Here is a 9,517-nt window from a genome sequence, read left to right on the forward strand (position 1 = left end):
GGGGGGGGGGTGGTTCTGTGCGGGGGGGCGGTGCGGGCCCGGCCCCCCCCCGCACCTCTCCACCCTGGCCCCCCGTCGGCCGCGGGTCCAATGGAATCGAGCGAACGCATTCAGCAGCCGGGCCGCTGAATCGCCCCCGGGACGGTCAGGAGCGGCCGGCCAGGTACTCCGTGACGCCCGGCGCCAGGTGCGCGTCCTCCACGCCCACCACACCGCCGAGCGCCTTCGCGTCCGGCTTCAGCACATAGCTGGACAGGGCCGCGGGCTTCGTGACGTCGGAGAAGTCCTGCGGCGAGCCCAGGCCGGTGTCGGCGTTCTTCTGCGAGCGGTGGGCCTTCACCACGTCCTCCCGGGCCAGGCTGCCGGCCGCGCAGGCCTTCTTCAGGTCGGCGCCGAGCAGTTGGGCGGCGTTGTAGCCGGACAGCGTGCCGGCGTCCACCGGGGAGTCGGGGTACTTCTTGCCGTAGGCGGCGGCCATCCGCCGGACGCCGGGCAGGTCGGAGCTCACGGCGGGCGCCGCGCTCACCACGTTCAGCATGGCCAGCAGGGCGGGCGCCGCGGGCGTCTTCATCAGCTGGGGCGCGAAGCCGGGCGCGCTGCTGACGACGGGCACTCTCAGCCCGCGCGAGGCGGCGACCCCGACCAGCGAGGCCGTCTGCGCCGGACCCGCGCTGATCAGGACGGCCTTCACACCCGCCCTGCGCAGCGCCGACACCTGCGCCGACAGATCCGTGTCGGTCGCCTTGATCTTCTGCGGCACGATCGTGAGCCCGGCGCGCCCGGCCGCCCAGGTGGACCCTTCCAGGGCGTTGGCGCCGTAGTCGCCCTCGAAGTAGACATGGCCGACGGAGTCGCCCTTGGCCAGTCCCTTCGTCCGGGTGAGGAAGTCGACGGCGGCGATCATGTCGATGTCGTAGGTGGTGCCGATGACCTGCACGGCGTCCTTGCCGAGCAGGGAGGCGGCCCACGCCTGCGGGAAGGTCAGCAGGTGGTCGCGTTCGATGTCGTCGAGGAGGGCGGCGACCACGGGGGACCCGATGACCTGCGGCAGGGCGACGACGTCGGGGGCCAGGTCGGCGTAGGCGGTGACCGCCTTCTGCACGTCGTAGCCGTGGTCCTTGACCACGATCTCGACCTTGCGGCCGCAGACGCCGCCGGCCGCGTTGGTCTCGTCGGCCCACATCTGCTGGGCCTGCACGATGGACTTGCCCAGGGTCGCGTAGGGGCCGGTCAGGTCGGTCAGGGCGCCGAGCCGCAGGGTCTTGTCGGTGACTCCGGGGCCTCCCTTGACGCCGTCGGCCCCTTCGGAACCGCCGCCGCCTCCGGCCTTGGAGCTGCAGCCGGTGGCCGTGACGAGCAGGGCCGCCAGCGCGGCGGCGAGGAGGGGGACGTGGGCGCGGTGTCTGGGCTGCGTGCGGTTCACTGGGTGGGCTCCTTGGCTCGGACTGCGGAGGCGGGCGGACGGTTCACGGCCGCCGGGGACGCGGCGGCGGGTCGCAGACGGGCGCGGGCTCGGCGGGTCAGGCCGCGCAGGCCGTCGGGGGCGTACAGCAGGACGAGGACGATGGCGGCGCCGTACAGGTAGCGCGCCGCCTCCGTCGGGCCGACTCCGCCGGCGCCGGCGCCGGGGGCGGTCACCAGCGGCAGCTGATCGGCGTAACGGGTCATCAGCAGGGGCAGCGCGGTGACGAACACGGCGCCCGCGACGGCGCCGGCCACGGACCCGAGGCCGCCGATGACGATCATCGCCAGGTAGTCGACCGAGAGGGCCAGGCCGAAGTAGTCGGGGACCACCCGGCGGAAGGCCAGCGCGAGCAGGACGCCGGCCAGGCCCGCGTACATCGACGACACGACGAAGGCCGCCGAGCGGTGGCGGGCGACGTCGACGCCCATCACGGCGGCCGCGGTCTCGCTGTCGCGCAACGCCGTCAGGGCGCGTCCGGGGCGTCCGCGCAGCAGGCCGCGCGCCGTCCACCAGGCGCCGGCCAGCAGGACGAGCCCGAGGTACCAGAGGCGTTCCTCTCCGCCGAAGGGCACGCCGAGGACGACGAGTGAGGAGCCGTCGTCGGCGAAGGAGAAACCGCCGACGGTCAGCGGCGGCACCGAACGGCCGTTGAAGCCGCCGGTGACGGAGTCGGCGGTGAGCAGCACGTGGTGCCCCAGGAAGACCAGGGCGAGCGTGGCGACGCCCAGGTAGATGCCGCGCACCCGCCCGGCGACGGGGCTGAAGAGCCCGCCGGCCGCCCCGGCCAGCAGCACCGCGAGGAGCGCGGCGAGCACGGGCGGCAGCCCGGGGCCCGGTTCGCCCGCCAGCCAGGTGTAGCCGTAGGCGCCCACGGCGAGGAAGAAGGCGTGGCCCAGGGACAGCTGGCCGGCGGCTCCGGTCAGCAGGCCGAGGCCGACGGCGCCGATGGCGGCGGCCATGGAGAACAGGCCGATGCGCAGCCAGAAGGCGTCGAGGTAGAAGGGCGGCGCGCACAGCAGGAGAGCCGTCAGGAGCGCGCCCGCGCCCTTGGGGATGCGCTCAGACACGTACCGCTCCCTTCGCGCCGAACAGCCCGGTGGGGCGCACCAGCAGGACGGCGACCATCACCGCGTAGGGCGCGACGTCGCCGAACCCGTCCCCCAGGACGTGCAGTTCGGACTGGTAGCCGGCGGCCAGGGCCTCGGTCAGGCCGATGAGGAGGCTGCCCGCGAGGGCGCCGGGCGGCGAGGCGAGTCCGCCGAGGATCGCCGCCGGGAAGGCGTTGAGGGCGATCTGGCCGGTGGTCCGCTCCAGTCCGGGGGCGGGGAACGCGGCGAGGAACACGGCCGCCAGGGCGGCGAGGGCGCCGGCCAGGCACCAGGCGAGCGTCCGCACCCGGCTCAGCCGCACTCCCATCAGGGCCGCGGCCTCGGTGTCCTCGGCGGCGGCCCGCAGCGCGAGGCCCCAGGGCGTGAACCGGAACAGGGCGAAGACGCCGCCGATGGCCAGCGCGCAGACGACGATCGCGGCGATCCGGCTGTCGGCGACGGTGACGGAGCCGAGCCGGGTCACGGAGTCGCCCCAGGGGTCGCCCAGGGGGAGCAGGTCGCCGCCGATGCGCCGGGACAGATCGGTCAGCAGCACGATGTCGACGCCGATGGTGACGATGGTCTGCACATGGGCGGCCCCGGGGTCGGGGTCGGCGCGCTGCAGCAGCAGTCGGTCCAGTGCGCCGGCGAGCGCCGCGGTCGACAGGACGGACACCGCGAGCGCGCCCGCGAATCCCAGGTCGTCGTGGAGGACGGCGGTCAGGTAGCCGCCGAACAGCAGCAGGGAGCCGTGGGCGAAGTCGAGCACGCCCGACGCCTTGAAGATGACGACGAAGCCGAGCGCGACCAGGGCGTAGACCGCGCCGAGGGCGAGACCCGCGAGGACGCTGTCGAGGAAGGATGTCATGCGGTGTCCTCTCCGGGGACGCCGAGGTAGGCGCGCAGCACCTCGGGGTGTGCGCGCACCTCGTCGGGGGAGCCGTGGGCGAGCGTCCGGCCGAAGTCGAGGACCGTGACCTCGTCGGCGAGACGCATGACCAGGCCCATGTCGTGCTCCACGAGCAGTACGGACAGGCCGAGTCGTGCGCGGACGGCGGCGATCGTCTCGGCCGTGCGGGCGCGTTCGGCGCCGTTCATGCCGGCGACCGGTTCGTCGAGGAGCAGCACCCGCGGCTCCAGGCACAGGGCGCGCGCGAACTCCACGCGTTTGCGGTCGCCGTAGGACAGCAGGGCGACGGGAGTGTCGAAGTGGGCGGCGAGGTCGGTGAGTTCGGCGATCTCGCGGACCCGTTCGCGGTGCGCCCGCTGTTCGCGCGCGGCCCGGGGCAGACGCAGGGCGCTCGCGGCGAAACCGGCCCGCGACAGAGCGTGTCGGCCGAGCATCAGGTTGTCGGCGACGGTGCCCTCGGTGGTGACGATGTTCTGGAAGGTGCGGGCGACGCCGAGTGCGGCGATGCGGTGCGGGGCGAGTCCGGTCAGATCGGCGTCCCCGAGCCGCACCCGTCCGGACTCCGGGCGGTACAGGCCCGACAGGACGTTGAAGCAGGTCGACTTCCCGGCGCCGTTGGGTCCGATGAGGGCGTGCACGGAACCCGGCGCGACGGTCAGGGAGACGGCGCCGAGGGCGGTCAGGCCCGCGAAGCGCACGGTGACGTCCTCGACGTACAGGGCGGGGGGCGGCGCCGGCGGCCGGTCTCCCGCGAGGCCCCGGGCGGTGCGTGCGACGCGTTCGGCGCGGGCGGCGGTCACGCGGCCCCCTGGTCGTCGGCCGGGTCGCCGAGGTAGAGGCGGCGTACCGCGTCCGTGCGGGCGAGCTCGTCGGCGGGCCCGGACAGCCGGACCTCGCCCACCTCGAGGACGTGGGCGTGGCCGGCGAGGGAGAGCGCCATGCCCGCGTTCTGCTCGACCAGGAGGACGGCCGTGCCCTGGGCGTTGATCTCCCGGATCACCTCGGCGATCCGATGCACCATGCGCGGGGCGAGACCGAGGGAGGGTTCGTCGAGCAGCAGCAGCCTGGGCGCGGCCATCAGCGCACGGCCGATGGCCAGCATCTGCTGCTCGCCGCCGGACAGCAGCCCGGCCGCCTGCCGCCCGCGTTCGGCGAGCAGGGGAAAGAGGGCATGCACCCGCTCCCGCGCCTCGCGGACCTGTCCGGGCGGGCGCCGGCCGGGGCCGAGGCCCCCGGCGCGCAGGTTCTCCTCCACGGTCAGTCCGGCGAAGACCCGGCGGCCCTCCGGGACCTGGACGACGCCGGCGCGTACGGCCGCTACGGGGTCACGGCCGTCCAGGACCGTGCTCCCGTAGCGGATCAGGCCGGCCGTGACGGCGCCGCGGTGCAGCCGGAGGGTGCCCGAGACGGCCCGCAGCAGCGTGGACTTGCCGGCGCCGTTGGCGCCCAGCAGGGCCACCACCGCGCCGTGCGGGACGGTCAGGGACACGGAGCGCAGGGCCGACAGGGCCCGCCCGTACGTCACGTCGAGGCGTTCGACGTGCAGGGCGGGCCGCTCCTGCGGGGGTGCCTGGGGCATCGCGGCTCCTCGGGACCGTGCCCGTGGGCACGGCGTTCGGGGGAAGGGGAGCTCACGACAGCACGGCGGACGAGGGGCGGTACAGGCGCGGCGGCGGGGTCGCTGCGCGCGACCAACGCGGGGCGGGGCGGCTTGTGCGGCTGCCCAGACGCGGCCGGTCCGCGCCGGTCAGCGGGAGCCACGGCCCTCGCGCCGGGTCAGCGGGGGCACAGGCCTCGCGCCAGGCCGGCGGGACCACAGGTCCCGCGCCGGGGTCAGCGGGGGTACAGGCCCCGCGCCGTCAGGGCGAGGCCGACTTCCATCAGGTCGGCCGGCCGGGCCAGTGACCGGCCCGTCAGCTGCTCGTAGCGGCGCAGGCGGTTGAGGACGGTGTTGCGGTGGCAGTACAGCCGCTCCCCCGCCCGTTGCGCGGAGCCGTCGCAGGCCAGCCAGGCGGCGAGGGTGTCGAGCAGGACGGCCTCGTCGGCGGGCTCCAGGTTCCCCAGCGGGCCGAGCGCCCGCTCGACCAGCGCCGCGCCCAGATCGGGGGCGGAGACCACGAGCGCGGCCGGGAGGTGTTCGGTCAGGCGGATGGCGCCGCCGGTCAGGGGACACAGGCCCAGCGCGACGTCCGCGAGCCGGCGGGCTTCGCCGACGGCGGCCAGGCCCGTCACTGCCGTGCTGACGCCCGTCCGCGCGGAGTGCGCGGCGGGCGCGACGCCGGCCGCTCCGGCCCCGCTCCCGGCCTCGGCTCCGGCTCCGGTGACGGCGGGCGGCGGCCGCTCGTGGCCGGTCCGGCCGACCGCCCCGGCGTCGGCGTCCTCGTCCAGCAGGACGATGCCGTAGTCCACCTCGACGCCGGTGTGCCAGTACGCGCGGGCGCCCCGCGCGAGGGCGGCCCGCGCCCCGGCCCCGGCGGTGGGGCAGCCGGCCGTCACCGCCACCACCACGTACCGGCCCTCTTCGGGGAGGTCCAGCGCCTGCGCGGTCTCCGGCAGGTCGGCGATGCGGCTGGCCCCGTCCAGCAGGGCGCCGGCCAGCACCCGCAGCCGGTTCTCGCGCCGCCAGGCGAGCTGCCGTTCGACCTGCCGGTAGGCGTCCGCGACGAGGGTGCAGTGCTCGTCGACGAAGTGCCACACGTCGGTCGCGACGTGCACGAGCAGCCGCACGTCCTCGGGAGCGGTGCGGGCGGTCTCGTCGATGAGGCCCTGCCACACCAGGGACCCGCCCAGCCGGAAGGCGTGCAGCAGGGCGTCCAGCGGCAGGCCCTGCTCCGCACGGGTGGCGCCGATCCGCCACGAGCACCGGCGGGCCGCGTCCCGGCTGCCGCGCGGGTCCAGCAGCGAGGACACGCTGTGCCGCAGCGACCGGTGCACCTCCTGCCAGGTGGCGGTGGGATCGCATGTCACGGCCGAGCGGTAGGCGGGCTCCTGCTCCTGCAGCACGGCGACCAGCCGGTCGGTGAGTCCGGCGAGGTCGTCCAGCAGCACCCGGGCGGCCCGGTGCAGGACCCGCAGGGCGTCGGCGTCGATCAGCGACCGGACGGGCTGCGGACGTGGGCGGCGCGCGGGCGCGGCCGGGGCGTCCGCCGCGGGACGGAACGCGGTCCGTGACCGAAGGGCGTGATGCATCGCGGTCCTCCCCCGGGGCCGCTGCCCCGCCGTCCGACTCGTCGTCCTGCCCCGAAGGATGGCATACCGTCCGGTCGGTCCCTAGGGGTGTGCAGTCTTCTTTTCGGCCCGCACGCCCCTCCCGGCCGCCGTCCCGGCACCCGTCCCGGCGGCCGTCCGGGCGCGTCGGCGCGCGAGCGGACGCGCGGCGCGGGGAAGACGTTCACAGGTGACGGCGAACAGGACGCCCCCGTCCGTCCTCACTCACCCCGCCCGACGTCGCCCCAGCCCGCCCCCTCCGAAGGAGACCGCAGACGTGCCCAGCCCAGACATGCCGAGCCCAGACATGCCGATCCCTGCCGAGAACAATCAGACCGACGCCGCCCCCGCTGCCCCCGACGCTCCTGCTCCCCCTGTCGCTCCCGTCACTCCTGTCACTCCCGTCGCGCTCATCGTCCGGCGGGCCGTCGCGGAGGGACTGCTCGGCGAGGGGCGGCCGGTCGCCGGGTTCGTGGACGTGCGGGGTGTGCGGGGCAGCGTCGCCGCGCTGCACGAGGCGTTCGCCGGCACGCCGGACGTGCTGCACGCCTTCGCCGCCAAAGCCTGTCCGCTGGTGCCGGTGCTGCGCCTGCTCGCCGACGCGGGCATGGGCTGCGAGGTGGCCAGTCCCGGCGAGCTGCGGCTCGCGCTGGACGCCGGGTTCTCCCCCGCGCGCATCGTGCTGGACTCGCCCGCCAAGACCCGCGGGGAGATCCGCGAGGCCCTCTCCCTGGGCGTGGCGCTCAACGCGGACAACCTCGACGAGCTCGACCGGATCGACGCCCTGCGCCCCGCCGACTGCTCGTCCGTGCTCGGCTTGCGGGTCAATCCGCAGGTCGGCGGCGGGTCCATCGGCGCGATGAGCACGGCGACCGCGACCTCGAAGTTCGGTGTGGCACTGCGCGACCCCGGGGCCCGCGACCGGGTCGTCGAGGCGTTCGCGCGGCGGCCGTGGCTGACCCGGCTGCACGCGCACGTGGGCTCGCAGGGCTGCCCGCTGCCGTTGATCGCGGAGGGTCTCGCCGCCGTGCACCGGCTCGCCGTGGACGTCGACGAGCGTGTCGGCCGCCGTCAGGTGACCAGTCTCGACCTGGGCGGCGGCCTGCCGGTGAACTTCGCCGACGACGCGGTCACCCCCACCTACGCCGACTACGTCGCCGCGCTCAACGCCGCGGAGCCGGCGCTGTTGGACGGCCGCTACCAGGTGGTCACCGAGTTCGGCCGGTCGCTGATCGCCAAGAACGGGTTCACCGCGGCCGTCGTCGAGTACGTCAAGGAGGCGGGCGGCCGACGGGTCGCGCTCACCCACGCGGGCGGACAGGTCGCCACCCGGACCGTCCTCATGCCGGACGCCTGGCCGCTGCGGATCTCCGCGTTCGGCCCGGACGGCCTGCCCAAGCGGACCCCGCTGGTGCGGCAGGACGTCGCGGGGCCGCTCTGCTTCGCGGGGGACGTGGTGGCGCACGACCGACCGCTGCCCGCGCTCGCCGAGGGGGACCTGGTGGTGCTCCACGACACCGGCGGCTACTACTTCTCAGCGCACTGGGCGTACAACAGCCTGCCGCGGCCTGCGGTGCACGGCGCTCTGATCGACGAGGACCGTGTGGCGTTCGCCGTGATCCGCCCCCCGCAGTCGGTGCGGGAGATCTCCGAGGAGAACGGATCGGCGCAGGCAGACGCCCTGCTCACGGGCTTCGCCGCACGGTTTCGCCGCTGACGCCGTCCCGGCAGGCATCAGCGGCCCGAATCGGAGCACTCGCCAGGTGGTCGCCTGCCGAGGAGGGAACCGTGCTCTGGGTCGCCGTACTGCTCCTGCCGATGCTGTCCGTCCTGCTGGCGGTGATGGACCGGCTCGAGACCCGCCTGCTCGCCCCCGCCCCCGCTCACTCCCACCGGCGTCACGCCTCGCCCCGACGTCGTCGGCTGCGCCTGATCCGCGGCGGCGCGTCCGACGCCCCGGCAGCCGCCGCCGTAGCACCCGGCGCCCTCTCCCCCGAGGTCCCGGCCCCCGACGCCCTGGCACTCGGCGCCCCGCCCGAGATCCCGTCGCCCGAGATCCCCGCGACCGAGGTCACTGCGGCCGAGGTCTCCGCGGCCGGTCCTGTCCGGCCGTCGGAGGCCCGGGCCGCCTGATCCCGCAAGCGGTACCCGGGGGGTGACCCGGCCGGAGGGGATGTGCGAGGCTCACGTCGGCGTGTGCGACGCGCGAGTCGCCCGCGTCACCCGCCGTCTTTCAGGGAGTCAACGGTATGCGCATCGGTCTGCTCGGCACCGGCCCCTGGGCCCGGATGGTGCACGCCCCCGTCCTCGCCGCCCACGAAGACGTCGACCTCGTCGGCGTCTGGGGCCGGCGCGTCGAGGCCGCCAAGGAACTGGCCGGCCGTCACGGCGCCCGGCCCTACGACGACGTCGACGCCCTGTTGGCGGACGTGGACGCGGTGGCCGTCGCCCTGCCGCCGGACGTCCAGGCGCCGCTCGCCGTGCGGGCCGCCGAGGCCGGCTGTCATCTCCTGCTGGACAAGCCCGTCGCCACGACGGCGGCGGGAGCACAGGCCGTGGTGCGGGCCGCCGAGCGGGCGGGGGTCGCCTCGGTGGTCTTCTTCACCACCCGGTTCGTGCCGGGGGCCGACGCCTGGATCGCCGAGCAGGCGGGCGTCGGGGGCTGGTTCACCGGTCACGCGGAGTGGGTCGGGGACGTCTTCCACGCGGAGAGCGACAGCCCGTTCGGCACACCCTGGCGCGGGGAGAAGGGCGCCCTGTGGGACGTGGGCCCGCACGCGCTGTCGGTGCTGCTGCCGGTGCTGGGAGACGTCCGCCGGGTGTCGGCCGCGGCCCAAGGCCCGGGCG

9 protein-coding genes are annotated in these 9,517 nt (G+C 75.6%); 3 read left to right on the plus strand and 6 right to left on the minus strand.

Translation table 11 applies throughout. From position 1 onward, the window contains the following. Positions 1–145: 145 nt before the first annotated feature. The 6 genes from ABT300_RS37720 to ABT300_RS37745 form a co-directional block, all read right to left on the minus strand. The gene (locus ABT300_RS37720; protein WP_351685865.1) at positions 146–1,423 is read right to left on the minus strand and encodes an ABC transporter substrate-binding protein; all 1,278 of its coding nucleotides are present in this window, start codon (positions 1,421–1,423) and stop codon (positions 146–148) included. Further along, the gene (locus ABT300_RS37725) at positions 1,420–2,532 is read right to left on the minus strand and encodes a branched-chain amino acid ABC transporter permease (protein WP_351685867.1); all 1,113 of its coding nucleotides are present in this window, start codon (positions 2,530–2,532) and stop codon (positions 1,420–1,422) included. Before ABT300_RS37725 ends, ABT300_RS37720 begins: the two co-directional genes overlap by 4 nt. Further along, positions 2,525–3,421 (minus strand): branched-chain amino acid ABC transporter permease, encoded by an 897-nt coding sequence (locus ABT300_RS37730; protein WP_351685869.1) that lies wholly within the window; start codon positions 3,419–3,421, stop codon positions 2,525–2,527. Before ABT300_RS37730 ends, ABT300_RS37725 begins: the two co-directional genes overlap by 8 nt. Beyond that, positions 3,418–4,182, minus strand: coding sequence for an ABC transporter ATP-binding protein (locus ABT300_RS37735; protein ID WP_351685881.1), 765 nt, complete (start codon positions 4,180–4,182; stop codon positions 3,418–3,420). Before ABT300_RS37735 ends, ABT300_RS37730 begins: the two co-directional genes overlap by 4 nt. Positions 4,183–4,259: 77 nt before the next feature. Next, the gene (locus ABT300_RS37740) at positions 4,260–5,042 is read right to left on the minus strand and encodes an ABC transporter ATP-binding protein (protein WP_351685871.1); all 783 of its coding nucleotides are present in this window, start codon (positions 5,040–5,042) and stop codon (positions 4,260–4,262) included. 254 nt (positions 5,043–5,296) lie between these two features. Continuing rightward, complete coding sequence (locus ABT300_RS37745; protein WP_351685873.1) at positions 5,297–6,652, minus strand: PucR family transcriptional regulator; 1,356 nt, start codon at positions 6,650–6,652, stop codon at positions 5,297–5,299. A 325-nt stretch (positions 6,653–6,977) separates the two neighbouring features. Here ABT300_RS37745 and ABT300_RS37750 point away from each other — a divergent pair, with 325 nt between their 5' ends. From ABT300_RS37750 to ABT300_RS37760, 3 genes are all read left to right on the plus strand, one after another. Then, positions 6,978–8,387 (plus strand): type III PLP-dependent enzyme domain-containing protein, encoded by a 1,410-nt coding sequence (locus ABT300_RS37750; protein ID WP_502978075.1) that lies wholly within the window; start codon positions 6,978–6,980, stop codon positions 8,385–8,387. 71 nt (positions 8,388–8,458) lie between these two features. Next, entirely contained in the window at positions 8,459–8,803 is a 345-nt protein-coding gene (locus ABT300_RS37755; protein ID WP_351685877.1) for a hypothetical protein, read from the plus strand. 116 nt (positions 8,804–8,919) lie between these two features. Next, positions 8,920–9,517: Gfo/Idh/MocA family protein (locus ABT300_RS37760; RefSeq protein ID WP_351685879.1), on the plus strand; the 598-nt coding region annotated here is incomplete at its 3' end.

The organism is Streptomyces sp. NPDC001027, assembly GCF_040299045.1.
In the GTDB taxonomy this organism is placed as follows: Bacteria; Actinomycetota; Actinomycetes; order Streptomycetales; family Streptomycetaceae; genus Streptomyces.

Excerpts from the sequence above, each read along its gene's own strand:
- ABT300_RS37745 (WP_351685873.1), bottom strand. The coding sequence starts at position 6,652 with ATGCATCACGCCCTTCGGTCACGGACCGCGTTCCGTCCCGCGGCGGAC.
- ABT300_RS37750 (WP_502978075.1), top strand. The coding sequence starts at position 6,978 with ATGCCGATCCCTGCCGAGAACAATCAGACCGACGCCGCCCCCGCTGCC.
- ABT300_RS37740 (WP_351685871.1), bottom strand. The coding sequence starts at position 5,042 with ATGCCCCAGGCACCCCCGCAGGAGCGGCCCGCCCTGCACGTCGAACGC.
- ABT300_RS37730 (WP_351685869.1), bottom strand. The coding sequence starts at position 3,421 with ATGACATCCTTCCTCGACAGCGTCCTCGCGGGTCTCGCCCTCGGCGCG.